The 25,011-nt window shown below is 47.8% G+C and carries 22 protein-coding genes; 8 read left to right on the plus strand and 14 right to left on the minus strand.

Features of this window, described 5'->3' with window-relative positions:
* Positions 1 to 18 precede the first annotated feature (18 nt).
* On the minus strand, positions 19 to 693 hold the full coding sequence (locus VNQ80_RS10955) for an outer membrane beta-barrel protein (RefSeq protein ID WP_325638442.1): 675 nt from the start codon (positions 691 to 693) through the stop codon (positions 19 to 21).
* A 70-nt stretch (positions 694 to 763) separates the two neighbouring features.
* Between VNQ80_RS10955 and VNQ80_RS10960 the strand changes: the two genes are divergently transcribed.
* Positions 764 to 1,798, plus strand: coding sequence for a gliding motility lipoprotein GldB (locus VNQ80_RS10960; RefSeq protein WP_325638445.1), 1,035 nt, complete (start codon positions 764 to 766; stop codon positions 1,796 to 1,798).
* A gap of 9 nt (positions 1,799 to 1,807) precedes the next feature.
* Here VNQ80_RS10960 and VNQ80_RS10965 read toward each other — a convergent pair whose 3' ends face one another.
* The 8 genes from VNQ80_RS10965 to panC form a co-directional block, all read right to left on the minus strand.
* Positions 1,808 to 2,719: an FKBP-type peptidyl-prolyl cis-trans isomerase gene (locus VNQ80_RS10965; RefSeq protein ID WP_325638447.1), complete on the minus strand. Its 912-nt coding sequence runs from the start codon at positions 2,717 to 2,719 to the stop codon at positions 1,808 to 1,810.
* 35 nt (positions 2,720 to 2,754) lie between these two features.
* A complete protein-coding gene (locus VNQ80_RS10970; RefSeq protein ID WP_325638449.1) occupies positions 2,755 to 3,327 on the minus strand; it encodes an FKBP-type peptidyl-prolyl cis-trans isomerase in 573 nt (190 codons plus the stop codon).
* Positions 3,328 to 3,491: 164 nt separating this feature from the next.
* Entirely contained in the window at positions 3,492 to 4,067 is a 576-nt protein-coding gene (locus tag VNQ80_RS10975; RefSeq protein ID WP_325638451.1) for a CAP domain-containing protein, read from the minus strand.
* Positions 4,068 to 4,145: 78 nt separating this feature from the next.
* Positions 4,146 to 4,634: a thioredoxin family protein gene (locus VNQ80_RS10980; RefSeq protein WP_325638453.1), complete on the minus strand. Its 489-nt coding sequence runs from the start codon at positions 4,632 to 4,634 to the stop codon at positions 4,146 to 4,148.
* A 36-nt stretch (positions 4,635 to 4,670) separates the two neighbouring features.
* Complete coding sequence (locus VNQ80_RS10985; RefSeq protein ID WP_325638455.1) at positions 4,671 to 6,971, minus strand: TonB-dependent receptor; 2,301 nt, start codon at positions 6,969 to 6,971, stop codon at positions 4,671 to 4,673.
* Between the two features lie 125 nt (positions 6,972 to 7,096).
* Positions 7,097 to 7,462 (minus strand): hypothetical protein, encoded by a 366-nt coding sequence (locus tag VNQ80_RS10990; RefSeq protein ID WP_325638457.1) that lies wholly within the window; start codon positions 7,460 to 7,462, stop codon positions 7,097 to 7,099.
* Positions 7,463 to 7,577: 115 nt separating this feature from the next.
* Entirely contained in the window at positions 7,578 to 7,928 is a 351-nt protein-coding gene (gene panD, locus VNQ80_RS10995; protein WP_325638459.1) for an aspartate 1-decarboxylase, read from the minus strand.
* A 27-nt stretch (positions 7,929 to 7,955) separates the two neighbouring features.
* A complete protein-coding gene (panC, locus tag VNQ80_RS11000; protein WP_325638462.1) occupies positions 7,956 to 8,795 on the minus strand; it encodes a pantoate--beta-alanine ligase in 840 nt (279 codons plus the stop codon).
* A gap of 149 nt (positions 8,796 to 8,944) precedes the next feature.
* Here panC and VNQ80_RS11005 point away from each other — a divergent pair, with 149 nt between their 5' ends.
* Both VNQ80_RS11005 and VNQ80_RS11010 read left to right on the plus strand, forming a co-directional pair.
* Positions 8,945 to 9,775 carry a glycogen/starch synthase gene (locus VNQ80_RS11005; protein WP_325638464.1) on the plus strand — a complete coding sequence of 277 codons (831 nt, stop codon included), beginning with the start codon at positions 8,945 to 8,947 and terminating at the stop codon, positions 9,773 to 9,775.
* Between the two features lie 22 nt (positions 9,776 to 9,797).
* The gene (locus tag VNQ80_RS11010) at positions 9,798 to 11,255 is read left to right on the plus strand and encodes a DUF4270 family protein (RefSeq protein WP_325638466.1); all 1,458 of its coding nucleotides are present in this window, start codon (positions 9,798 to 9,800) and stop codon (positions 11,253 to 11,255) included.
* A gap of 200 nt (positions 11,256 to 11,455) precedes the next feature.
* Here the strand turns inward: VNQ80_RS11010 and VNQ80_RS11015 are convergent, their stop codons facing one another.
* Positions 11,456 to 13,021, minus strand: a complete 1,566-nt coding sequence (locus VNQ80_RS11015) for an SUMF1/EgtB/PvdO family nonheme iron enzyme (RefSeq protein WP_325638468.1) — start codon at positions 13,019 to 13,021, stop codon at positions 11,456 to 11,458.
* A gap of 277 nt (positions 13,022 to 13,298) precedes the next feature.
* On the opposite strand from VNQ80_RS11015, the gene ispF reads away from it, so the two are divergent.
* A complete protein-coding gene (ispF, locus tag VNQ80_RS11020; RefSeq protein ID WP_325638470.1) occupies positions 13,299 to 13,775 on the plus strand; it encodes a 2-C-methyl-D-erythritol 2,4-cyclodiphosphate synthase in 477 nt (158 codons plus the stop codon).
* A 113-nt stretch (positions 13,776 to 13,888) separates the two neighbouring features.
* On the opposite strand, the gene VNQ80_RS11025 is transcribed toward ispF, so the two are convergent.
* The gene (locus tag VNQ80_RS11025; RefSeq protein ID WP_325638472.1) at positions 13,889 to 15,265 is read right to left on the minus strand and encodes a hypothetical protein; all 1,377 of its coding nucleotides are present in this window, start codon (positions 15,263 to 15,265) and stop codon (positions 13,889 to 13,891) included.
* Between the two features lie 13 nt (positions 15,266 to 15,278).
* Entirely contained in the window at positions 15,279 to 17,741 is a 2,463-nt protein-coding gene (locus VNQ80_RS11030) for a TonB-dependent receptor (RefSeq protein ID WP_325638474.1), read from the minus strand.
* Positions 17,742 to 17,832: 91 nt separating this feature from the next.
* On the opposite strand from VNQ80_RS11030, the gene VNQ80_RS11035 reads away from it, so the two are divergent.
* Positions 17,833 to 18,834, plus strand: coding sequence for an AraC family transcriptional regulator (locus tag VNQ80_RS11035; protein WP_325638476.1), 1,002 nt, complete (start codon positions 17,833 to 17,835; stop codon positions 18,832 to 18,834).
* Here the strand turns inward: VNQ80_RS11035 and VNQ80_RS11040 are convergent.
* On the minus strand, positions 18,831 to 19,124 hold the full coding sequence (locus VNQ80_RS11040; protein WP_325638478.1) for a DUF2218 domain-containing protein: 294 nt from the start codon (positions 19,122 to 19,124) through the stop codon (positions 18,831 to 18,833). The two genes, VNQ80_RS11035 and VNQ80_RS11040, sit on opposite strands and share 4 nt — an antisense overlap.
* A 10-nt stretch (positions 19,125 to 19,134) precedes the next feature.
* Positions 19,135 to 20,148 carry an AraC family transcriptional regulator gene (locus tag VNQ80_RS11045; protein ID WP_325638479.1) on the minus strand — a complete coding sequence of 338 codons (1,014 nt, stop codon included), beginning with the start codon at positions 20,146 to 20,148 and terminating at the stop codon, positions 19,135 to 19,137.
* Between the two features lie 118 nt (positions 20,149 to 20,266).
* On the opposite strand from VNQ80_RS11045, the gene VNQ80_RS11050 reads away from it, so the two are divergent.
* The 3 genes from VNQ80_RS11050 (at position 20,267) to VNQ80_RS11060 (ending at position 24,996) form a co-directional block, all read left to right on the plus strand.
* On the plus strand, positions 20,267 to 22,684 hold the full coding sequence (locus tag VNQ80_RS11050; protein WP_325638481.1) for a TonB-dependent receptor: 2,418 nt from the start codon (positions 20,267 to 20,269) through the stop codon (positions 22,682 to 22,684).
* A 31-nt stretch (positions 22,685 to 22,715) separates the two neighbouring features.
* A complete protein-coding gene (locus tag VNQ80_RS11055; protein ID WP_325638483.1) occupies positions 22,716 to 23,981 on the plus strand; it encodes a DUF4374 domain-containing protein in 1,266 nt (421 codons plus the stop codon).
* 67 nt (positions 23,982 to 24,048) lie between these two features.
* Entirely contained in the window at positions 24,049 to 24,996 is a 948-nt protein-coding gene (locus VNQ80_RS11060) for a siderophore ABC transporter substrate-binding protein (RefSeq protein WP_325638485.1), read from the plus strand.
* Positions 24,997 to 25,011 lie beyond the last annotated feature (15 nt).

Genomic DNA, 25,011 nt, shown 5'->3' on the forward strand with positions numbered 1-25,011 from the left:
CTTGTTGTCAGTAAAAGGTCAGAAAAAGATGCCAAAATTGAAGGCCACGTACGAATTTCGGGGCTCACCATCTTTAATGGCCCGTGTAAAACCATTGTTGAAGCTCAATCCCGTTGCCATCACCATGTTGTGGTCGAGCTGCCATTCCACTCCACCGCCAATTTGCAACGCCAGTCTGAAGAAGTCCGCATCGTCTCCCATCGAGCTCCGGGTGGAGTTGCCAAGCTCTTTTTCCTTGGCGTTAAGTTTCACGCCGCCGGTGAAGCCGAACTGCCCGTAGTAGCTGCGAAAATAGCGCATGGTACTTTTCAGTTTAACGGTTATCGGGATTTCGGCGTATTGCAAGCGGAAGCTTTGGGTGAGGTCGGCCCCGGGAGTCGTATTTATCGTGGGGTCTGCATATTCCACGTCACTATTCAGGGTGTTGATGAGTAATCCGGTAGCAAAATAATAGTTTTCCGTAAATGCGAAGTCGGCCAATAAGCCATATGCAAAACCAAATTTCGGTGTGTTCTGGTAACCCTCAGCATCGCCATGCCGCATCCATGCCATATTCGGTGCAAAGGTGATACCCAACGAAACAGGCTTGTATTGATAGGTGGAACTGTAGTAGTCTTGAGCAATGACTTGCCGACTGCCGAAATTAATGAATAAAAAAGCCAATAAAAGGAATCGTATTGTTTTCTTTTGCATATCACTGGTATAATCCGTGTAAATCCATTTCACAAATCCTTAACTTCGCTGCAGCTAATGAACAAAAATAATGCTCAAAACCCGCGCACGGCAAATTTATTGCTTTTTTTTAATTATCAGCCTGTTTTCATGCGGTCGGACCGAACGGGTGGACGTGAGCCACGTCGATGTAGATATTACCATCGAACGTTTCGACCAGGCATTGGATAGCATTACGCCGACCAACATCGTCGCCAAGAATCGGGAATGGCTTCAGCACTATGGTTTTTTCTATGCCGATTACATGCAGTATATGCTGGAAGCCGGCAACCCGCTGGACAGTGCCCACATCGCATCCGTGCTGAAAAAGGTTATTGCAACGGATGATTTTAAGGCATTGAAAGCAAGTGTTTACGAAACTTTTCCGGATATGGGGGCACAAGAGGCGGGGCTGACCGATGCGTTCAAACATTTGAAATATTATTTCCCGGCGATTGACATCCCGAGGATTATTGCTTTTTTTTCTGGCTTCGCCGTGCAGACACCTATCGGAGAAGGATACGTGGGTATTGGACTCGACATGTTTCTTGGGGCGGAATCCAAGTTTTATCCCGCGTTGCGCAGCAGTATCCCGCAATATCTTTCCCTGCGTTTCACTCCAGAAAATATGGTGCCGCGGGTGGTCGAGAGCTATGTGCGTGGGACATTGTATCCGCAAGATGCTTTGGATGTGAGTTTGCTACAACACATGGTATACCAGGGAAAAGTAATGTACGTGATGGAACAGGTGTTACCCAGCGTGGCGGACAGCCTGATCATCGGCTATACTGCTGACCAGTGGCAGTGGGCTAACCATTTCGAACGAGACATATGGGCTTGGTTTTTACAGGAGAATTTACTCTATGAATCCGATTACAACCGTATACAGAAATACTTGGGCGAGGCGCCATTTACCCCTGAATTGGGCGAGCAGAACGAATCAGCACCGAAACTCGGCGTGTTTATCGGCTGGAAAATGGTGAGCGGATATATGGAGCGAAATCCCGACGTCAGCCTTGCGGAGTTATTGGGCATGAAAGACGCCCAAAAGATATTGGAGGAATCGCGCTATCGGGGAAGGGGGTGAAGCAATACCCTACTCGTTCTTGACTTCCACTTCGAAGTCGAGCGAAAGAAACGGTGCGGTTCTGGAGTTTCCCGCTTTTCCGTAAGCGTGGTCACTCGGTGTGAAAAAGCGTATCTTGCCTCCTTTATTGACCAAAGGCACAATCTCAGACCACGCGGATATGAGGTCGCCGGCTAAATCGAATTCGCTATCCGTATTGGAGTCAATTACTTTCCCTTCGGGGTTTTTCAATGTGTAATCCACGGTAACCGTAGAGTCAGCCGTAATGGGGTCTCCGCTGCCTTGTTCGATGATTTGATAATAGATGCGGTCCTCGCGTTTGGTGAAATCGGCTATGTTCAGCGATGCATTTGCTATCATCTGTTGGATTACCTGATCCTCGTAATCGGCAAAGTTATCGTGTACTGCAACAACGTAATCTAGCGATGCATTGGGGGGGATGCCTAGGTTTGGTCGACCGTTTCTACCATACATCAGCCGCGAAGGGACGATGATACGGATTTTTCCATTCGTGTTTTTCAGTACCTCGCGGATGACCTCTTTAAAGTCGCCCGGACGCTCAACGGTGGGCGTGCCGGCATAGGCTGATCCGAATGGGAAATAGCCGAAATAATCTGCATAGCGATTGTTGGTACTTAACGTATCTGTAGCGTTATACTTGCCGTCTAGGCTTTTCACGGTGTAAACGACCGGGTACGTTTTGGTATAATCTATCGGATTGCCCGTTCCTTCTTCCAGTACCTGGTAGAATAAATCGGTCTCCTTGTATTGATGTACCGTAAGGTTATTTTTATCGATGTAAGCTCGGATGTTCGCGTTATCCAGTTCTTCAAACGATTGGTATTCTTTTTTTGAGCAACCCATCAATGACGCGATGGCCATGATACCGATAGCCGCAATACAAGGAGTCGATTTGATCATTTTTGTCTGTACAGTTTTTTAATTAGTTTGCCCGGTTAATTAGCGTCTTGAATGTCCACTACCTGTATTTCAAAATAAAGTGGCGAATTCGGCGGAACAGTACCTTTACCCCGCTGGGCATAAGCCATGTGTGAGGGGGTAACGAATCGGATAGTTGCTCCTTTCTGTAAACCTTCGGTCGTAATACCGCCGAATTTGTGGGGTTCAGTCAACAATTCACCGTTTCCATCATATCTGACTTCCGTAGGAAAAAAGACCGCTTGCCATGCGAGAATGGTGTTTCCTAAATTCAATTCTGCACCTGACGCAGAATCGTCACTACCAAATTCGGTACCGTCAAGCAACTCGCCGACATAATTCACGTAGACGTTCGGGTAAATTGTTTTATAATTAAAGGATCCGGCAGTTCCAGCCGAAACGATTTCATACCAGATACCCGTTGCCTCATGAAAACGAGCGTTTGGCATGTGCTCGTTTACGTACTCTGCAATTAGTGGTTTCTCTATTTCATATTGTGCAGCTGGATCATATGAATCACCCTTGATGCACGACGACAATCCCATGGCGATCAAAGCGCCCAACACCAGTACATTTATTTTCTTCATCATTTTGTTGTTTCAACCTTGCCGGTTGCAAAGTTATTTAAATAATCCGATTAATTGATCTGTTAACACTATTTAACAAACATGAGCAGGCCCATTAATGTTTCCTGCCGAGGTACAGACGTACCGGTTTTCGGTTTTGCTACAAGAGGTGGTTAAAAAAGTGTAAGCTAGTCGCGGGTGGCTCCGAAAACCTGGACCCAATAGTTGCCGTGTTGGGCGATGGCCATTTCGCGGTAAGAGTCACGCATTAAGTTGGCACAATGGCTCGGGCTATCCAGCCATTTCCTGATGGCGGCTTGCAGGTCGAAATCACCGAATGCAATGTTTTCCCCGTATGTGAGGATGGAGCGGCTATCATCGATATACCCCGATTGCACAAGGCGGTTGTAAACATTTTCACCAGACGGGCTAATGTGGCTGAAATAATTGTTTTTGTGCATGTCTTTGGCGTGTGCCAATGCTGCTTCGTAGAGCTCACTATTCCAAGCAACCTTCGTGGTGGCCGGCATGGACACATCCCCGCATTTGCAGCCCTTTTGACGCCAGAGATTCACGTGGGTCAATGCGGTGACTGCGCTTGAATCTAACCCTATGACATCGTCTTGCTGCGGGGCTTGGTCATCGGCCGACGGGCCCATCGGTTCCCGTATCGTTGCTGGCTCCATCGATTCACTGCCGTTCGGCTCGCAAGCAGACAGCGCGGCGAATACGCAGAAAGCGATGGAAGCAACGTACTTTAACATAGGTAGTTGTTAAATTTTTTACAATAGACGTAAAAAAATTTAGTTATTCCAAACTTTTTTGAATTTGCTTATTTCTGTTCAATCCGGTTGTGATTGTTGACGCACCGTCGCTAATAGCACGGACAGATCGCTTGCTCGGATTATTCCCGGGAACTTAAAGATAACCTCGAAATGCTCATTGAGCAGCACCCAAGTTGGGAAAGCCAGCCGATTGTTGACGCTCCCCAATGAAAAGGCCAGTTCATGGCTCCCCGTAGATGCTCCGGTTGAATGGAATCGATAGGTTGTGTCGTTGAACACCACCGCTTCGCTGTTTTCGGCATCAAACTCGGAGAAATACATATAGGCAGCGGCTTTCTGGAACTCCCGATTTTTCTTGAGCTGTGCTTGCTGCATCCGGCAATACGTACACCAGTCGGTGGTAATCAAGATAAGCGCGGGTTTAGGATGGATGCGCATGCTATCCGTCAATTCGCCGATGGGAATCGGTTTTAACTGTGCGGATGCCGTTAATGACACCAACACCACTGAAAGAATCGATATGAATCGGTAAATCAAATTAAACATGCGCTCCTCCTAAACTACACACTATTGGCAATTATCTTAATAAAAACTATACCGTATGCCCAGGAATCCCCTGGCACCTTGGTTGGGCCCATACACGTAAGACGGGTCAAAAGTCAACCCATAGGGGTTTTCTGGTGTGGTGATGGCTTGACCGTTACCGTCAAAGTCAACCAGCTTATCAAATGGGTCGTGCGGTCGGGCAATGATGAATGGGTTCCCTCGATTGGGCGTCCAGTTTAACAGGTTTTTAATGCCGCCGTATACTTCGATACCGCTGCGGAATGCTTTGGTCAGCTGGATGTTTTGGATGCTCCACCACGGCGATTTTTCCGACCGTGGGTCCGTATCGCTCAATAAGGGTAGCCGCATGGGGCCATAAACGTTGCCGGTATAGTCAACCGTTATTCCAAATCGCTTCAGCGTGTAGCTCGCATTCCAAACCCCAGTGAACCGTTCGGTGAACAGTTGCTGGATTTTTTGCCCGTCTTCTTCACTGTACACATCCATTGCTGTTACACCCGCCATCATCTTCAGGCCGTTCATCAGGGCGAGGTCTATGTTGAGTGAAATACCTTGTGAAATGGCATGGCCGTCGAGGTTCCCGTAAAGGATTTTTTGTACATCGGTATCGTAGTCGGCAATGATTTTATTATTGAAATACGTGTAAAACGCAGTTGCATCAAAGCCAATGATGCCACCATTACCTAAAGGCACTTTTTTCACGAAATTAAGGTTTCCGTTCCACGATGTCTCGGGTGCGAGCTCCGATTCGAAAACAACTTCCCGCGCTCCAGTGAGTGCTGAATGGTCTTCGGTGAATACATTGGCCACACGATACCCGTTACCAAAACTCAACCGAAGCACATTGTTTTTATCGAGTGAATTCCATTTGTAATTGATACGAGGTGTGAGAATGTTTCCATGGATGGAATTATAATCGTACCGTACGCCAAGCAATAGTTTGTTGCGATCATCGAACGTGATTTCGTCTTGTACAAACAGACCCGGCAGGCGCGTGTGCGTGGGCCTGTTGATGTCCACATTTAACGCATCTGCAGTGGCTGGCGTATTGTCATCGTAAAAGGTGTATCTATAAGTAAATCCGCTAAGCAGGTCGTGGTTACCCAACACTTTGTTCCATGTTAGCTGCCCAAAGCCGATATACTGGTCAGCCAGGAAGGGCATATCGCCGTATACACTGTTTTGGTCGTGCCCGTTGGCGCTGAATTGAAAAACGATACGCTCTTTTACCGGGAGTTGATAGGTGCCGAAAAACTCCCACCTACTCGTGTAAATACTTTCGCCATACACTTCATCGCTACCGCGGTATTTTGGAGCCCAGTTCATTTCCCCGCCCCAACGGTCTTCGTATACATAGCGTGCAGCAAAAGAAAGAATACGATTATCTTTCCTGTCCACATTCCATTTATTGAAAAGTGAAACGCGGTGTTGGAGCGTCACATCCGTGAAATTGTCATTGTTGTTATCCAACGGGTTTTGGTAATTGAAATAACTTACCCCGAGAAGTGACTGTGATTTTTTTCCCACACGTAGTTTTGCGGCTACGTCTGCACTTATTTCGCCCCAACCGGTGCCGAAGGCATCGACTGCCAAAATGGGCGTGTTTCTCGGGTTTTTGGTGATGACATTGATGAGTCCGCCCACTGCTTCGCTTCCGTAGAGTGTGGATGCGGGGCCTTTTACCACTTCCACCCGCTCGATTAGCGATTGGGGGATGCCGCTCAATCCATATACGGTGGATAAACCACTTACAATCGGCATACCATCAATCAAAACCATCGTATAGGGGCCTTCCAGACCGTTGATGTGAATGTCACCCGTGTTGCAGATGTTGCAATTGAGCTGCGGCCGAACGCCGTTGATGTTTTGTAAGGCGTCAAACACGGTCGGAGCCGGGTTCGACTTGAAAAACTTGGCTGTATAAACTTCTACCGGCACGGGGCTGTCCAGTTTTGACATTTCTTTCATCGTACCCGATACCACCACTTCGTCGAGTGATGTGCCAGCGTCCAAGAGGACGATATCCTGTGTTTTGGGTGTAGAACCGTCTGTTCGTATCGTTATTGTATAAGGTTGGTAACCGAGGTATTTAACTTCCAATTCCCAGCGACCGGCCGGAACATCCTTAAGTACGAAGTGGCCGGTGCTGTCGGCGGTTGTGCCGACATTGAGCGACGGGATGGCCACTGTGGCCCAGGGAATGGCTGTGGAGGACTGGTCGGTAATGGAACCGCTAATGGTGGAAATGGTTTGGGTATAGCCCCAAAAGGAGGAAAGTATCAAAATGAAACTCGCAATGAGATTTTTTTTGTTCATAATATTCAACTAGATGATACATAATAGTCGTGCTATAGCCGAAATCGATCAAATGCAATCGTTAGTCGGAGCAATTCGCAGACAATAAGATGTTGTGCCCTGAAATAGCAAGGATTAAAAAGAATCTAGTTGGTGCGTGGAGGTGCACGAGCCGATTGGTGGTTTACGACCACTATCGGTGCATGAGGGGTGCGGTAGCTGGTATACGCCGTGGTAAATGGTGTGATAACAGGTTCGTCGTATGTCGTAAAGTCAGATTGCAAGAAACGACCTTGGAAGAGCGCATCTAACAAATAGATTTCCGTCTCGGACTCGTGATGTGGAACGGCGTCGGGATCTGCTTTGAGGTTGTAGGGGTGCGTGTGGATGATAATTCGTCCGTCGCGTGTCTTATGCTTGTGCATAAACACCATACCGCTGGCCACGATAAGGCAGAATAATCCCACCTGGAACAGGGCAAGTCGACGACGTATGGAATTTTTACACCACACGGCAAACTAAACTATGTACTCCATCAATAACCATTCAGCAAAGATAAGATTTAAAAGTTAGATTAATCTAACAAATTGTTAATATAATATTAACTTTCTGCGAATGAGATTTATATTAGTCTATTAACCGGTTATTGTGGTCGGGAAAAATCAATAATGGTTCATATTTCTTGGCTTTTTCTTGCTCCATCAGTGCGTAGGAAATAATGATAACCACATCCCCAACCTGTACCAGCCGTGCAGCGGCACCATTGAGGCAAACTACGCCCGATCCGCGTTCGCCCTTGATAACGTATGTCTCAAAGCGCGCGCCATTGTTGTTGTTTACGATTTGCACTTTTTCGTTGGCGATGATGTTTGCCGCATCCATTAGATCCTCATCAATGGTAATGCTTCCCACATAATTGAGTTCGGCTTGCGTAACGCGTACACGATGGATTTTGGATTTCAGTACCTCAATAACCATGGGACAAAGATACGGAAATAAATAACGCTATAAAAACAGGTTGTCGATGAGCCGCACGCCATCTACCCAAATGGCAGCCAAAGCAATGAGCGGCCGTTCCCTTGATGTTTCGCTGGCTACGGTAAAATTATCGGCATGAAAGATGGCGAAGTATTCCACGCGGATGCCTGGGCTGTTTTCCAATACATTGATGGCATCTGTGCATAGGTTATCCAAACTCTTCCGGTGCAGGTCGGCCTTGGTCTGTTGCAGCGTCTTGTACAATTGCGATGCCTGTCTGCGCCCAGCGTCCGTTAGCCGTACGTTACGGGAACTCATGGCCAATCCATCCGGCTCCCTTACCGTGGGGCACAGCTCTAGGGCAAGTGGCAGCTTAAATTGGTTAACCATGTGCTCCACTACTTTATACTGTTGGAAATCCTTTTGTCCGAAACACGCGATATTGGGTTTTACGGCATCGAAGAGCTTTTTCAGCACTTGTGTAACCCCTTGGAAGTGTCCTGGGCGATGCAGCCCCTCCAATACCTGTTCTAAATGGCCAAGGTTGAGGTTCCATTGTTCATACTCCCCGTACATTTCGTCCACCGTAGGATGGAAAAGGATGTCGCAATGGGCCAGTTGAAGCAGTTCGATGTCGCGCTCGAAAGGGCGGGGATACTTTTCCAGGTCCTTCGGGTCATTAAATTGGGTAGGGTTCACGAAGATGCTGCATACGACAATATCGGCCAGTTGCTTGGCCTGGGCAACGAGTGCGAGGTGACCTTGGTGCAACGCGCCCATGGTGGGCACAAAGGCAATGCATTGCCCTTTTCTATGCAGTGGCTCCAGCAACTGCGATAACGAAAGTTTAGTGCTAATTAATTCCAACAAATGAACGCTTTTTTTGTTCGGCAAAAATGGCGATTTTTTGCCATATATACACGAGAGTCCCGCCAACTAATTGGTATATTGACAAAAAATGCTTATCTTTGCGAACCGATTTTACTGTGCTAATAAAATAAAAACAATAATTGGAGATGGCAAAAACGAAGATTCTGTTTGTTACCCACGAGATGTCGCCTTTCCTCGAATTAAGTAAAATTTCCGAAATTACCCGCCAACTGCCTCAGGCGATGCAGGAGCGGGGCTATGAAATCCGTATCTTGATGCCGCGATTCGGCAATATCAACGAGCGCCGTAACCGGTTGCATGAAGTCATCAGGTTGTCGGGAATGAACATTGTTGTGGATAACAACGACAATCCGCTGATTATCAAGGTTGCATCTATTCCGGCAGCACGTATGCAAGTTTACTTCTTGGATAATGAGGAATACTTCCAGCGCAAGCAAGTGTTCTGCGACGACTGCGGCAAGTTTTTTGAAGACAATAACGAGCGGACGGTATTTTTCTGTAAAGGCGCATTGGAAACTGTGAAAAAACTGGGTTGGGCTCCGGATGTGGTACATTGCCACGGTTGGATGAGTGCGCTCATACCGGCATATATAAAAACAGCCTATAAAGATGATCCTACCTTTAAGGACGCCAAGGTAGTCTATTCCCTATACAACGAAGAGATTGACTTTTCGCTCGGGGCTGATTTTTCAGAAATAGCCCGTACCGGCGATATGACTGCTGAAGATGTAGCACCCTATGGTAAAGGTGATTATGCAGGGCTATACCAAGGTGCATTGGCCTATTCCGATGGTGTGGTTTTGACAGGAGATGACGTAGATAAACAACTGTTAAATATTGTTAAAAAGAGCGATATCCCGGTATTCGAGTTAGAAGACCACGAAGAATTCGAAAATTATTGCAACCTTTACGAACAATTTTCAAGTGTAGAGCTTGAGACGGCAGTGGAAGCATAATTTTGAATTTAATTCTTTGCGAATGAGTTATCATACCAAAGACTTATTGACCATGTTGATAAGTCTTTTTGTTTTAGGAGGTTGTACCAATCCATCAGGCATCGGATTGGATGTCGATCCGGAAGATGAGTTGGTGGGTGTATTGACCGATACGCTCACCCTGCAGGCGGTGACGGTGCCAGACGGCAGTGCGCGGTCTTCGTCTTTTGCACAGACCACATTCGGTTGGCTTGATGATCCAGCTATTGGGAAAACCGTAGCGGACCTGGCATTGGCCATTGGAAGGCCTACAACCGTTCCTCGTATACGGCCCGATGCCGATATCGATTCCGCAATTCTCGTGCTGCCTTACGGTACGGAATATTTCGGAGATACGCTCCGCCCCAATTTTACCCTCCAAGTGCTACAGCTGGATGAAGCGTATACGGATGGCGAGTATGCGACGAAGGAGTGGGCGGTGAAAGAGGAGGTTATCGGCACAAAAACCATCGGCCGTTTCGCGTACAAACAGACAGATAGCGTCAGTATCATCAGACATATCGATGACAAGGACACGTTGGTGAAAGATATTCCCCAATTGCGAATCGCCCTGTCGCCCGAATTCTTTAAGGAGCTTCTCAGTGAGGAGGTCGATTCTGCTTTACTGTCTACCGAAGCAGGATTCAACAACCACGTAAAAGGGTTATACCTGCGTGTGGCGGAAAGCGAGATGACCGGGGTAGGTGGATTGGTAGCCTTTCAAGGCATTGCAGATATGACCGGTATCGAACTTACTTATCGGCAGCCGAATGGCAAGGAGGGTGAGGATGCAGGCATCGATACCGTACGTACCTTGTTGCCAACAACGGTACAAAATAACAGCGGGACTTTTCGGAGGCTGACTTCCAGTATCAGGCGGACATATACAGCCGAGGTACAAGCACAGTTGGATAACCCTGAAGAACATTATGACGTATTGTACTTACAAGCACCTGCGGGACTCCGGGCCCGTTTGCAAATACCTTATATCGATGCGCTGAAAGGGCGCAATATCGCCGTAAATAAAGCAGAGTTGGTTTTATATACATCATCTCCTGAAGTGGATGGATTTGATATGCATGCACCGCGCCTCACGTTGTATCGTGAAGACATCGCAGGACAGCGGCAGCCGGTCCCCGATGGCGATTCGCGTACCAGTGGTGGCGGTTATGGAGGTGACGGTCGTAGTCTATGGTATCGGTATGGTAACTGGCGAGCTTTTGGAGGTTATATGAAGGAGGGTGAAAGCCGTTACATTTTTCATTTGACTTCTTATATTCAAGACTTGCTACAAGGAAAGATAAATCGTAGCGAGTTTTTCATTGCACCGGCCGCGGTATCCGACAGCTCCATTCCCTATTTCCCTGTATTGAACACTGGCGGGCGGGCGATCATCAATAACGGCGACGGTACGGAATTGAAAATGAAGCTCAATATTTATTATACGCAGTCTGCTGACTGATTCCCTTAGTGGAAAGTCCATCATAAAAAAGCGCTCTTTCTTTTTGGAAGGGCGCTTTTTTATGTGCGCCTGGCACGGGCGATAACGCTACGGCGTAGGCTCCGAACACGCTTGGAAGCAGGAAGTGTCACTGCTGAGGGGACTATAGGTATTAAAGAAGAACCAAAAAAATAGGCCGTAAAAAGAGGCGACGTTAACGTTTAAAAAATACCTAAAATTTTCCGGTCTCCCTGTGCACGAGTACGGTTGGCCGGGAAGGAGGGCTTCGATTTAATGTTGATCTCTGGCGAACCGACAAGCGTCATCGCACAGCGGAAGCCCGTCATCGCGTCCGATTCGTCCTGTTGCATGAAGCGACGCGTTGCCGGGTTGAGCCAATAGGCACGATCGTTCCACGATCCGCCTTTGTAAACGCGCGACTTATCGTTCACCAGCGTGGTGACCCCATAGAGTTCGTTATTTGTTTCGTCGGCATACCCGCGCACATCATAGTCGAATGTTGCCCCTGTGGAATCAGGTGTGGCGGTTGCTGCCTGCAGCTCTTCCCATGTTTGTTTTCTAGGCGCTTTGGCTGGTATCCGGATGGGGCGACCGTATTTGTCTTTCGCAATGACACCCGTTTCAGAATCCTCGAGTTGCTTATCCATATACACATTCCCCCGGAACGGGTTGAAGTCTTGGAAATCCTCAAACGAAAGCTGTCGGTACACATCGCGTACCCATTCGTTGACATTGCCGGCCATGTTGTAAAGCCCATAATCGTTAGGCAGGTAACTAGTGACAGACACGGTGATGTCACCACCGTCGTTGAGGTATCCCGCCACACCCATGTTATCGCCGCTGGTTGGCTTGAAATTGGCCATCATCAATCCTTGTGTACGGCGTTTGGCCGAACGGAGCCCCAACCCATCCCACGGATATATTTTACTGCTCTCGATGTTGCCGTATTCGGTATTGCCTACTAAACCAAGGGCTGCGTATTCCCATTCAGCTTCCGTGGGAAGGCGGTAAGGTTGCTTAAGCACACCATCTTCCATCCGGACTGGCCGGCGCGCGCCGTCTTCTGTTCCTGGTGTGTTGTCTTGTGGCATTTTTTCGCCATCTATCCCTTCACCACGATATTGCCCATTGAGGTAAATGTCTGTATTGAACGGTTCGGCAGGTCTTCCCTGCGATTCCGCTAATGTGCGGTAATCGACCAATGCGCCCTTTTGACGAAGTATATGCTCGTTTACGCGATCGGTCCGCCAAATACAATAATCGTTGGCTTGCTCCCACGTTACGCCTACCACTGGATAATCCTGGTAGGCGGGATGGCGCAAGTAGAGGTCGACGTAGGGCTCGTTGTAAGAGAGCGGGTGCCGCCATACCAGCGTGTCTGGAAGTGCATTGTAATAAAGCTCCTTATCATCTGGGAAATTCTGGTTGAGCCAATGCAGGTATTCCAGCCAGTCCGCATTCGAAACTTCCGTTTCGTCCATGTAAAATGAGGCAACCGTTACGCGACGGCGTAGGTTATCGTGCGCATATGTGATGTCTTCGTTGAGACTTCCGCCCATCACAAACGTACCACCTTCGATGACAATCAGTCCCGGGCCCGGCCCTTCTTTTACTTTCCGGTTGATCTGTAAACCACCATTATAAGGGTCGTTGTACGCGACGCCGGTTTTCGGAGAAACTCCACTCCGATTTTTACAGGATACAAATAAGCTTACGCAGAAAAACAATAAAAGGGCAGGGATAAAATACGTATTCGTTGTTCTCATTTGGTATATCGGAAATGACGCTTCTTTTGTAAAGAATCAAAATTAAGTAAATTATTGGAGTTACGCGCAACTAAAATCACTTTTCATCTTAGCCAACACGGCCAAAATGCACAAATTCTATACCATTTGAGAATATCCGGGTATTTGCTTATGTTTGTTTTTTTGCATTTTTTGCACTTTGTATTTTTGCATTTTGCCGCAAACAGGCAAATCACCACATAGCAAAACAACAAAACAACAAAACAACAAATAGGCAAAACAGCAAACAGCAAGAGAAATGAAAATAAAAGTAGGTTTTGGTTTTGACGTACACCAGTTGAAGGAAGGCCATCCGTTCATTGTGGGGGGGGTACAATTGGATCACCACGCTGGAGCGTTCGGCCATTCCGATGCCGATGTGTTGGTACATGCGATTTGCGATGCCATACTGGGTGCCGCCAACTTGGAAGATATCGGCTATCATTTTCCCAATACAGAAGAGCGCTGGCGTGGTGTAAGCAGCTTGTTGTTACTTGAAGAATGTGTTAAATTATTGGCTGCAAAAGGGTGGTCATTGGGTAACATTGACGCGATGTTGTGCTTAGAAGCGCCGAAAATAAAACCTTATATCCCAGAAATGAAGGCCCGTATTGCGGTATCGGCGGGTATTTCCGAAGAAGATGTTTCCATCAAAGCCACGACCAATGAGACCATGGGGTTTATCGGCCGCGAAGAAGGGGTTGTTGCCTACGCGGTGTGCTTGATTGAACGGTAGGATTTAGACTTGTCGTCTGCTAAAAGATGGGCATTGAAAAAGCGGTGCCCCGATATGACTTACGCATTCCGGGGCACCGCATTCTTGTGGATAATGATGTATGTATCGCTAGACTAATAAGCCCCGATATAGTGGGCTCCTGTACTGGCGACTAGTTTTGCACCTTTGTTGATTTCTTTGGTTTTCCAGTTTATAACATAGATGCTACCATCTTTTCCTGATGGCGTGATGGGAACGTAGGCAAAGTCACCTTCTGCCCCGATGTTTTGGTATTGACCGAAAGTGTCGGCTAAGTCTTCGTCGCTTTCGTACTCGGTAGTCAGTTTGGTCGCGGTTTTATTATTGAGGTCTACAAGCGCGATATATCCGCCATCGACACTACCGCGCGTATATAATACGACACCAATACCATCTTTAATGTAGCGGAATGCGCGGATGCCGGCGTCATCGATTCCCAATGCAGCATTTAAGTCGAAATTGTATGAGTTATCGTAATCGTTGGTCGACTTACTGATGCGAAGGATCTGGTGCCCACTGCCCATGCTGGTGGCCGCTTGGTAGAGGTGTCCATCCGTACCCAGGTATTGCGTCATCGTACGGTAAGAGAGGTTATCGGTTTGTGCAACCGTAGAGGTGATTATTTTCGGATTCCTCAGCGAAGGATAATCAACTACGTAAGTAATTGTGCCCAAATCCCTTTCTTCGGTGGTGGGCCAGCTCAGCGAGCCATTTCTTCCGGCAACGGGTGCCGTTTTGGTCAGATCATGTCTGCGTATCCCCACGCCAATGAACAGCTTGTCTTGGGCCTGATTCAAAACAGGTACATCAGCACGCCATACATGATATCCCTGTCCTTCCAATTCTTCGCCTAAGTCAACGGCTATATTACCTGTGTTTCTGATAGCGGGGTCGTCCAGATCGATGTTGGCAATGCGGATTTCGCCTTTCGGGTGTTGGTATTTGTAATTCGGCGATTCGCCCGTGTACGAATCCTTGGCATTGACGAACGACACGCCCACGCCTTTTCCTTCAGCGGCCTTGGTCCAGCGAGGAGATGTGCCGAGAATAACGGCTGTGTTCAATTCCTCACCCACTTCGATGTATTTGCCTTCGCCGGATACCTGGTATTTATTAAAGACGCCGCCATCGGCGCCGGTATATTGAATGTTATAAAGGTATTTTCCGTCAGCAGACGCTTGTACCCGGGCCGTACGTTGTGATTTCAATGAGAACCCTTTACCTTCATCATATATACGTACCTCGTAACTCGCATTGGCTGCATTTTCGGGTGATATTGCATAAGCAAGTGTACCACCGTTACCCGCTGTGCCAGCTTCGTCGGGAATGGCCGCGGTCAGCGTAATCCAACGCGTATCGTCGCCACCGGGCGGGTTGGGGTTGGGGTCTGGGTTTTCGGATTTACTACAACTACCCAGTGAAATCGCTGCTATGGCCGCAGCATACATGGCTTTTGTTAATCGATTGTTCATGTTATACTTGTTTTTATAAAAATTTACTAATGGTGTAATTCAATTTGAAATAGATACCCCTGCCTGGCTTCTGCACCATGAAATTGTCGTAGGCTTCCGCGTTGAAAATGTTCTTCGCGTCAACGCTGGCAATCAGCTTACCATTCGGGAAGCGGTAACTAGCCCCGAGATCGTGGGTGAACTGTGTAGGGGTTTTTGACCACTCCGGTTGCCCCCATACGATATAGAATTCGCCTACATACCCGGTGTTGTAATAGAGGTTTAGCACGGACTGCTTTTGGAAGATATTGTTCAGCCGGTATTGGATATTGCTGTTAATGGTGAAAAAGGGCTCATTTGGTACTTGTTCGTTGTACAGGTCGTGGTTCTTTCCGGCGGCATCCACCCCTCCTTTGAACAGGTTGTTGAATTTTGAGAAATTTACCATCGCATTCAGGCGGTTGTCGTAGATGTAGATGATTTCGGCTTCAACACCGCGGGCCTGCGTTTTTCCCAAATTGATGTATCGGGTGGTCTGGATGTCGGCATCAGATTCGTCTTCGATTTCATCTTCATCGACAACTTGTTGAGTGATTTTATCAAATCCGTTCCTCCAAAATGCACTGCCGTAAACCGATATTCGGTGTTTTCCAATATCTACAGCCCCCCAGCGGAGCCCCAGGTTATAGTTGATGTTTTTTTCTGGCCTTAGCCGCAGATTGGGTAATATATTCACTTCGGGGTCACCATACATTTCACGTTCGCCAGGCATCACGTATGCATTCTCACCCGATGCGATGAAATAAAACGAAGGCAAAATGTTGTACGATAGCGTGGCACCGTATCCGAAGTTGTCTGCGAGCGTTGTCGTGTCATGCCGTACAATCGTATTGACACCTTCTCTGGTTACGATTTCCGGCCGGCTTGTGCTCGTTTTGTTGACTGTGTATTTAGCGAGCAAGTTCGTCTTCAGCCGATCACCGAAGGTCTGTGCCTCGTAGTTTGCCGAAAGGATATTTTTGGCTACCTTACTCACGGTGACGAGATCCTTATTGATGGGATTCAGCAGATCGTTATCGTCGCGATCGGTAGTCTCGAACTTATGGTTGAAAGAAATACGGTGCCGGTTAGCAATGGTATAACCTAAATTTGAACGCACGTTAGTTATTTTCCGGTCAATTTGAGTTATTGTTTTTTCTCCCTGTTGCCCACCACCCGTGGTTCGAAGGGGTACGCGTTCGCCGAACTCGATGACTTCCCTTACCGTGCCATCCCAGTTGTAAGCGAATCCTACGGTGTCTTGTAGGTAAGTGCTGCGGTTACTACGTACCGCATTGACCGTTAATGCCAAACCATCGACTAGCAGATCTTTTTTATTGTAATTGAGGCTCAGCACGTGCGCTTGGAACTCAGAAAACCGGCCAACGTAGGGTACCGCCATGGTGGTGCCGTGGGGGATTTCATTATAGGTGTCTGAAATGTTATAACCGATGAAGAATTGGTCTGCCCAGTTTACATCCGTGAACCCCGCTTCGAACCGTCCACCGATCGATTTGTATACATCGTTGAACCGCTTGGCACGGTAGGGACGGGTGATCTGCTGCAGGTGGTTCACGTACGTGGTAGACCTGCCCCAAGTCGTGAAGCTATTGTCAGTATAGGTGTAAAATCCGGAAGCCCGAGTGGAAAACCCACTTTTTTTGTGGCGGAAGGTAGTTCCGATATCGGCTTGGAAGGTGTTGAATGATCCGTATGATGTAGCCACGGTGATGTTATTGCGCGATGCGTCTTTCTTTAACACCACATTGATTGCACCCCCTACATAGTCGCCTGTAAGGTGTGACGGCAACACCCCTTTGTAGATTTCTATTCGGTCAATCATCGCTGGAGGGATGTTGTTTAAGTTAAACGAAGAGCCATATGTTGAAATTTCGATGCCATCCAGAAAGAGTCCGACCGCGCTACCGGATAATCCATTCAAATTATATTCAACCCGCGACCCGACTCCGCCATTCTGGCGGACACGCACCCCTACTGTTCGGTCCAGAAGTTCGTTGGTGGTAAGGTTTCTTACAGACGCTTCCTTGGTTTCGATTACAGCAACGGCGAACCCGCTCGTTTCCATTTCCCGCTTTTCAGTGTTGCGGGATACATTGGCCTCGTCCAGTCGTGTAGTTCTGTTTTTCTCCGTAACGATGTTTTTACGTTGATGGGCTCGGTCCAATACCACCCGTGTTTCGATCGGTTGTATCTCCAGTGAAGTGACCATCAAAATGTATGTTCCGAAAGGAACATCAGTAAATGTATACCTGCCCTTTTCGTCCGTCATCGTAGCCCAATTGCCAGGTTTCAGCATGACCGAAGCGCTCTCTACAGGCTGCCCTGAAGAGACGGTAACAGCACCCGAGAGTACGCCGTTTTGCGCAAAGGCAGCCGTGGTGGTAAGGATAAGCAATGCGACGGATAAAAAGCGAGATATATTATTTCCAGGGGACATTATTTATATGTAGTCTAAATAACTTATATTTGGCGCAAATATAGGGTTACGTATGACCTGCAAATTATAGATAACGGAATATCACTTATAAATGGCGGAATTTTCTATGGAGTGTGATGATTTCACCCACGGCATGTTGATCGATGGAGAAACCCGTACAAAGACGTTAAGGAATGGGCATGCATCGATAAGTCGGTTTGGAACATTTAGTTACTATCAACTTCACACATCGGATGCTTATCGCGGCCGAGTCTCGGCCCAGCCCAGATCGGAGATCCGCTTAGTTTTCGTCTCGAAAGGGCAGGGTATACAGGTTGGCTGTGAGGGAATGATGCAAGCATTTTCAGTAGGTGAAAGCAATTGCTTCTTTGTGAAGGAAGGTTGCACACAGGACATCATTATTCGTAGTGATGGGGCTTGTGAACTGTTCATGTTGGTTGTAGGCGTTTCTGATATCTCATTACCAATCGCTGACAGTCAGCCGGATCTCCATCGCTTTCTGAATGCCGATAAGTGCATCTGGCTGTTCGATGGCTCAAATATGGTATTGGGAGTTCGTAAGATTACCGTTATTCAACAAATACTCCATGAAAGGAAGCCAGCGTATTTACAACGTGCCTACACCCAGTTAAAACTGACTGAATTGTTTGTGCTTTTTTTGGAAAAGGCGGACAGGTTTGGTAACAGGGGAATGGCAACGCAACTGCGCCCTGACGATTTGGAACGCGTGCGGAAGGTAAGGGACTTACTGCATGAACAGCCGGCCCAATCCTATTCATTAGTCGGATTGGCCCGTGCAGTAGGCACCAACGAATCCACGCTGAAGAAAAACTTCAAAGCCGTGTACGGAATTACCGTCTTTGGGTATCTTACTGCGCGGCGTATGGAGCTGGCAAAAGCCCTGTTGCTTGAAAAAGAACTGAAGGTGGCGGCAATCGCACAAGAAGTAGGGTATAAATATGCATCGCATTTCACCGCCGCTTTCCGGAAGCATTTTGGCGTTCTTCCCAATAAGTTACTACGCATGGTCATACCGGTATTTCCCGTGTTGGGTGAGTTCGAGGCGATCTACGCGTTTTTACTCGTTGTTTAGCCCCGACTTCCATCCTGCCACTCCACGATGAGCTGCTCCTTGTAAGCAAATTTATCCAGGTGCCTTACGAGTACACCCTTTATTTTTTCTACACTTTCGGCATTATCAGCTGCGATATCAAATGTGAGGTGGGTCGGTGTCGCCGTCATGTTGCAGGTTCCGAACGGAAATGTCGCCAGGCCGGTAGTAGGCGTATATTCAGTTTCGATTTTATGTCGGAAATGGCGACATAATTTGCCGATGTACTGGCTTGCTGCAAGCGTAGCGATTGTCGTTGTTGATTGTTTCATGTACTTCATTTTAGAGCGATCCCGGACGATAAGCAATCGCCTTCGGTCGATGGCCATAATATTTTAGAAAGGCATTGGAAAAATGGGAAATATCCCGGTACCCTACTTTATACGCCACTTCACTAACGGTGTGACCACCATCTTTCAACAAAGATAGTGCTAATTTCATTCGCTTTTGGATGACGTATTGGTAAACTGTTTGGTTGTAGAGGGATTTAAACCCTACCTTTAACTTGTATTCATTCAACGTCACCATTCTGGCCAACTCGGCGATGAGTGGTGGTTTAGCAAATCGCTCATCTAAAATACGCTTTGCCTCGCTGAGTTTGTCCATATCGGAAGGCTGCAACAGTGAACCTGCCTTTTTCGTGTGTTCTTGGTCGTGATATAAGAAATGTTCCAGTTGAATGACTAACAGCTCCTTGATTTTCGTTTCGAGCAGGAGCCGGGGTAGTAGGCCCGACCGGTTGGAGGTAATGATTTCAGCCAAAACACGCTTAATAGCCGGTGTGACGGCTAAACGGTCGGGCGAAAAATATGTATGTTCTCTTTTGCGTACCTGGTTTACAAACTCTTTGTGGAGGGTTGATTCCCGACTGATTAATTGAAAATAGAAGCTTTCTGACAGAATAACGCAAACATAATGAATTTGCTGGCCGGCTGGCATCAGGTATCGACCATCGAAATTTGGTGTATAAGAAATGGCATGGGTGGATAGCTTGGCTGGGTGTAACGGTGTGAGATTGTCCACTTCAAATGCGATGGAACCGCCCAAACCGAAATTAAGCATGATATTGCTCCCCTCGACGCGGAAAATGTCTTCGGTATCTTCCGTAAAGCTCATCCGGCAATCGGCAATGATGAGTCCCGAGGTGGTTAGGTAGTGGGCCTCCATGTATTGGACAAACGGATGCGGTAGGGTATTGATGCCTTCATCAAGAGCACTGTCGACAGCATAATCGTCTGCCACCTCCACGTTGTAAATCCAACCGGGCAATGTGGTGATGCGGGATGTGAGTTTCATTGCTTGGCTTAATATTTCCTTTTTTACAAATAATAATACCAATTGCGCAACCTTCGAGAGGTGTGAGCATGTACTTTTGCGCAAAAGTATTTAAAATTAGTCTAAATAGTAAATGAATATGGGAGAATGTTACGTGGGCTGGCGTTTATCGCACTTGTTGGTTGTCGGATGGGTCTGCGTGGTTGGACTGATGCCCGTTTTGACCCATGGGCAACAGCATGATGTTACGTTAAGTGGTGCCGTTGTTAATGAAGCTGGCGATGCATTGCCTGGGGCTACCATCTATATCAAAGGGAGCTCGTTTTCGGCAACTACGGCGGAAGACGGCGGGTTCCACCTTCGGCTACCTCAGGGCGCCCACCGTATTATCTGCTCGATGGTGGGCTATCGGCAGCAGGTGCACGTGTTGACGCTCGAACGGGACCAGCGGCTTGAGCTGGTGCTGGTCCCTGCTGAAGACTATCGGCTGGATGAAGTGGAAGTCACCGGTAAATCGGCCATCACTGAAGTTAGGGAGTCACCATTCAATGTGGTGGCGTTGGATGCCAAATCGTTGTATAACTCCACGTTGGACTTAGGGAAAATGCTCGACCGCGCGTCTGGCGTGAAGATTCGCGAAACGGGGGGTGTCGGCTCCAACATGTCCATTTCACTGAACGGTTTTACGGGCAGGCACATTAAATTGTTTATGGATGGCGTGCCCATGGAGGGGTTCGGGTCGGCATTCCAACTCAATAATATCCCGGTGAATGTGGCAGACCGTATTGAAGTGTATAAAGGCGTCGTCCCGATTGAATTCGGTGCCGACGCCATGGGCGGTGTGATTAACATCGTCACCAACCAAAGCGCCAACAGCTACCTCGACGTATCGTATTCCTATGGTTCATTCAATACGCATAAGACGAATATAAGCCTCGGGCATACCACCCGCGGTGGATTTACTTTCCAGTTGAATGCGTTCCAGAATTATTCGGACAACGATTATAAGGTGCGAACAAGTGTATTGGATGTCCAAACGGGGAATTTCTCATGGGAGGAATATTGGGTCCGTCGCTTCAATGACGCCTACCAGAACGAGACCGTGATGGCCAAAGTGGGGTTCGTTGGTAAACCTTGGGCCGACCGTCTCTTGCTTGGTATTACATTGGGGCAGGAGCGCGCTGAAATCCAACATTCGAATCTGATGAAAATCGTATTCGGTAAACGCGAGCGCAGCGGTACTACGGTGCTCCCGTCGCTGTCATACGAGAAGAAGGACCTGTTTGTGGATAACCTGCACGTTCGGCTAACGGCCAACTACAATCGGAACTACAATCACAATATTGATACAGCTGCTCGGCAATACAATTGGTTCGGCGACTTCCGGGCTACCCGCTATCTCGGCGAGTCAAGTTATACCCTTGGCGAATTCTATAATGACAATGTTTCCACCACGGCAAACATCACTTATGATATCAATGAAAAACATGCATTCGCTGTGAACAATGTGATTACCGGCTATGAGCGGAAAAATGCGGATAACGTAGCGGTGCAGGATGTGTATTCGGCCATTGATACCATGCGACGGGCGAATCTGAAAAATGTATTGGGGGCTTCTTACCGCTACCGGCATAACGCAGCGTGGAATACCAATCTTTTCGGTAAGCATTATTACCAACGTGTTGTTGGTCCCGTCGATACTTCTACCGTTGCAGGTAACACGGCCTATGCAGAGCGTATAGAGTCGTTCGGAACCACGGGATACGGCGTGGCCACCACTTATTTTTGGGATGATTTCCAATTTAAGGCGTCTATAGAAAAAGCATTCCGGTTACCGACAGACAATGAGCTTTTTGGCGATGAGGTGCTCGAAACCGGCAACACCACCCTCCGTGCCGAAAATTCCCTGAACTATAATCTCGGAATCAACATGAACAAGACCATCAGGGATGCCCATACATTATACGTCGATGTGAATGGATATTATCGAGATATCAAGGATTACATCCAACGGCTGGTGGAGCAGCGGTATGGTACCGCGGGCTACAGCAACCACGGCCAAGTGCGCAATATTGGAATAGATGCGGAGGCGCGCTATTATTATCGAAACCGGTTCATGGTCGGCGGGAATGTAACCTATCAGGATATGCGAAATAAAGAACGTTATGCGTCGTCTACTGGCAACAGGCCGAGTGTTACCTACGACAACCGGATGCGTAATGTACCGTATTTCTTCGGCAATGCCGACGCCGCTTATTATGTGCACGACCTGTGGGGCAATGGCAATGTGCTGAGCCTATCGTATACATTCAATTTTGTCGGTGAATTTTTCCTCGATTGGGAGAGCCTCGGGAATCAAAATACCAAAGCAACACTTCCCCAGCAGATTTATCACGATTTCAGTATGTCCTATATGCTTCAAGGTGGGCGCTATAACATCGCTTTTGAGGCGAGGAATTTTACCAATACAATACTCTACGATAATTTCAGCCTACAGAAGCCCGGACGGAGTTTTGCGCTCAAGTTGCGCTATTTTTTGAGGAAAAGGAATGGATAAATCAATGTACTAATATAAATAAAGAATGAATATGAAACACGTTAGAACGAAGTATGGAACTGCTTGTATACTCAGTGCCGCCCTCTTGGCGATGGTTGGATGCAGTAAAAGTGAGAACCCCGGACCGGGCGATGGTAACGGAGAAGAACACGGTGAAAAATATTTTATTGCGGCTACGGCTGGCAGCAGCACGTATTTGCTTACGGCCAATGATCTCGGCGCTGGCACGGCAACGATTGTCGGAAATGGTGTTGAAATCCCACGTACCTACAACATGTGGGTCAATAATGGCACTACTGCATCTGTAGGGCTTATCTACGCGCAAGGCGACCCCGGTATCGGTATTTCGTATGGATTGGATGCCAATGGTGTCTTGGCCCCGGTGGGCAACGAGTTCCAGATTACTTCGCGGTTTACTACCTACGGTGCATTTGACAAGTATGTTATCACCGGTGTTAGCGGGCAGACGCTGACCGATGGCAAAACCGGTTCTGTCTTTAATTTCATCGATCTGGAGAACCATAACTCGATGACACAAAAAACGGTTGTGACGGAGAATTTCACGGGCAACGGCCAACAGGCAACGTTTTCGGGTATCGTCGATTTGGGCAACGGGGAGTTCCTTACCGGATTAGTCGTTTCGGAACCTAAGGACCCCAGCCAGGGTGGTGGCGGCAGTACCGGCCCAGTTACCCATCCAGACAGCGTATGGGTCGCCGCACTTGATGCGGACCTCAATGTGAAGCGGATTTATCGTGATGATCGGATCAGCTACGCTTCTGGGCGGTTCAAGTCACAGTATTATTCGCAGATTGCGAAGGCAGGGGATGGTATGGTATACGTGTTTTCGGGTGCTTATGATGGCAATACCACCAAACCTGCAGGTGCACTGCGCATCAAAGGGGGCGCTACGGAGTTCGATGCCGATTATTATTTCAATATCGAGGCGGAATCCGGGGGCTACCGTTTCCGTAAAGTGTGGCATATTACGGAAGATTATTTTCTGTTAGAGGTTTACAACGATGTTGAGTATGGCTCGTCTACGCCAGCAACGCAATATGCGGTCGTGAAGATGAAAGAAAAAACCCTCAAATGGGTTACACAAGGGTTTCCAGCGAAAAACGACATTACCGCTACTGGGCTCCCCTTTGCCGACAATGGAAAGATTTACTTCCCTGTAACCACTGCCTCAGCACAGCCTACCGTGTATGTAATCGATCCGGCAACGGCAACAGCAAAAGCAGGGTTGGTAGTAGAAGCTGAAGGCATTGCGTCTTTATCTAGGTTTACGTATTAACTGAAAATAATTGGCCGATTAACCATCAAAGGCTCCATCTGATGACTGAAAATAAAAAAATAAACAGATGAAACGATATATATCTTATTTGTGCACCGCGGCTGTAATGCTCACAGCACTGTTTACACTCTCCGTATTCGAGGCTGCGGCCAATAACGATGAGCTCATCACCATCAAACATCGCCTCGGCGAAACCAAGGTGAAAAAGAATCCCGAAAAGGTTGTTATATTTGATATCGGCTCTTTGGAGACCTATCATGAACTAGGCATACCGGTTGCCGGTGTGACCAACAGCGTGCCAGCCTATCTGTCGGAATATAAAAGCGACAAATACGCCAAATTGGGAAGCATCAAAGGGCCGGATATCGAAGCACTTACCGCTTTTGCACCCGATTTGATTATCATCTCCGGTCGGCAGTCGAGTGCTTATGACCCGTTAGCCATGATTGCACCGACGATTTTCTTGGGCGTTGACACAAAAGATTATTGGAGTAGCTTCGAGACCAATGTGCGCCATATTGCGAAGATACATGGCAAAGAGGCGATGGCAGAGCAAAAGCTCGCTACCTTGCGTCAAAAGCGGGACTTGGTGACTGAAAAGACGAAAGATGATACCAACAAAGGTTTCACGATCCTGCACGTGCGTGGCGGCCATACATCGTACGGCAGCGGGTCGCGCTTCGGTTTCATCCACGACGTGTTGGGCGTACGCCAAGCGTTAACGGACTTGGATGACACCACGCATACGGGTCATCGGTTTAAAGTAGGCGATGGGCTGGTGGAAAAAGCGAACCCCGATTACCTCTTCCTAATTGACCGTGATTCGGCAGTGGGGGGTGAAAAGAAACCCACCGATGAGCTGCTGAGTGCCGAGCTGAAAGCAACGCCTGCTTACAAAAACGGTAAGGTGGTTACCCTGCCCGGGAATATCTGGTACGTATCTGGCGGAGGATTGATTTCCGTGGATAAGAAGATAACCGACGTTGGTGAGCAGCTTTACGGGCTGCGTTTTTAAGTTAGCGGTACGGAA

The organism is Parapedobacter sp. (assembly GCF_035556095.1).
Classification (GTDB): Bacteria; Bacteroidota; Bacteroidia; order Sphingobacteriales; family Sphingobacteriaceae; genus Parapedobacter.

Coding starts and splice junctions, on each gene's coding strand:
- VNQ80_RS10955 (WP_325638442.1), bottom strand. CDS start 693: ATGCAAAAGAAAACAATACGATTCCTTTTATTGGCTTTTTTATTCATT.
- VNQ80_RS10960 (WP_325638445.1), top strand. CDS start 764: ATGCTCAAAACCCGCGCACGGCAAATTTATTGCTTTTTTTTAATTATC.
- VNQ80_RS10965 (WP_325638447.1), bottom strand. CDS start 2,719: ATGATCAAATCGACTCCTTGTATTGCGGCTATCGGTATCATGGCCATC.
- VNQ80_RS10970 (WP_325638449.1), bottom strand. CDS start 3,327: ATGATGAAGAAAATAAATGTACTGGTGTTGGGCGCTTTGATCGCCATG.
- VNQ80_RS10975 (WP_325638451.1), bottom strand. CDS start 4,067: ATGTTAAAGTACGTTGCTTCCATCGCTTTCTGCGTATTCGCCGCGCTG.
- VNQ80_RS10980 (WP_325638453.1), bottom strand. CDS start 4,634: ATGTTTAATTTGATTTACCGATTCATATCGATTCTTTCAGTGGTGTTG.
- VNQ80_RS10985 (WP_325638455.1), bottom strand. CDS start 6,971: ATGAACAAAAAAAATCTCATTGCGAGTTTCATTTTGATACTTTCCTCC.
- panD (WP_325638459.1), bottom strand. CDS start 7,928: ATGGTTATTGAGGTACTGAAATCCAAAATCCATCGTGTACGCGTTACG.
- VNQ80_RS11005 (WP_325638464.1), top strand. CDS start 8,945: ATGGCAAAAACGAAGATTCTGTTTGTTACCCACGAGATGTCGCCTTTC.
- VNQ80_RS11010 (WP_325638466.1), top strand. CDS start 9,798: ATGAGTTATCATACCAAAGACTTATTGACCATGTTGATAAGTCTTTTT.
- VNQ80_RS11015 (WP_325638468.1), bottom strand. CDS start 13,021: ATGAGAACAACGAATACGTATTTTATCCCTGCCCTTTTATTGTTTTTC.
- ispF (WP_325638470.1), top strand. CDS start 13,299: ATGAAAATAAAAGTAGGTTTTGGTTTTGACGTACACCAGTTGAAGGAA.
- VNQ80_RS11025 (WP_325638472.1), bottom strand. CDS start 15,265: ATGAACAATCGATTAACAAAAGCCATGTATGCTGCGGCCATAGCAGCG.
- VNQ80_RS11030 (WP_325638474.1), bottom strand. CDS start 17,741: ATGTCCCCTGGAAATAATATATCTCGCTTTTTATCCGTCGCATTGCTT.
- VNQ80_RS11035 (WP_325638476.1), top strand. CDS start 17,833: ATGGCGGAATTTTCTATGGAGTGTGATGATTTCACCCACGGCATGTTG.
- VNQ80_RS11040 (WP_325638478.1), bottom strand. CDS start 19,124: ATGAAACAATCAACAACGACAATCGCTACGCTTGCAGCAAGCCAGTAC.
- VNQ80_RS11045 (WP_325638479.1), bottom strand. CDS start 20,148: ATGAAACTCACATCCCGCATCACCACATTGCCCGGTTGGATTTACAAC.
- VNQ80_RS11050 (WP_325638481.1), top strand. CDS start 20,267: ATGGGAGAATGTTACGTGGGCTGGCGTTTATCGCACTTGTTGGTTGTC.
- VNQ80_RS11055 (WP_325638483.1), top strand. CDS start 22,716: ATGAAACACGTTAGAACGAAGTATGGAACTGCTTGTATACTCAGTGCC.
- VNQ80_RS11060 (WP_325638485.1), top strand. CDS start 24,049: ATGAAACGATATATATCTTATTTGTGCACCGCGGCTGTAATGCTCACA.